Origin of the sequence: Microbacterium sp. K35, assembly GCF_004794375.1 — a bacterium.
GTDB lineage: Bacteria > Actinomycetota > Actinomycetes > Actinomycetales > Microbacteriaceae > Microbacterium > Microbacterium sufflavum.
The window spans coordinates 1-295 of sequence record NZ_SSDM01000248.1 but is presented as its reverse complement, the minus strand read 5'-3'; the positions used below and the strand labels follow the sequence as shown (position 1 = coordinate 295).

Genomic DNA, 295 nt, shown 5'->3' with positions numbered 1-295 from the left:
CGACCGCGGCCGACACGGCGAGCGCGGCCAGCGGTCCGAGCGGGCGACGCACCGCCGCGACGGCGCAGACGACCGCGATCGTACGCAGCCCCACGTCGTCGCGGAGGGCGGCGACGGGCACCGCGACCACCGCGACGAGCGCGACCGCGGCGGACAGCAGCAGCGCCGCGAATGCGAGCACGGCGAACAGGGGCACCGCGGCGGAGGCGGCGATCGCGCTCGTGACCTGCGACCACGCCAGCAGCACCGCGGTCGGTGCCGGTGCGCCCGCGGTTCTGCTGGCGTGGTCGCAGGT

At 78.0% G+C, this 295-nt stretch carries 1 protein-coding gene; it reads right to left on the bottom strand.

Annotated features, from left to right (window positions below; genetic code table 11):
• On the bottom strand, window positions 1-295 hold a 295-nt coding region (locus DW299_RS19035; RefSeq protein ID WP_168443109.1), incomplete at both ends, for a hypothetical protein.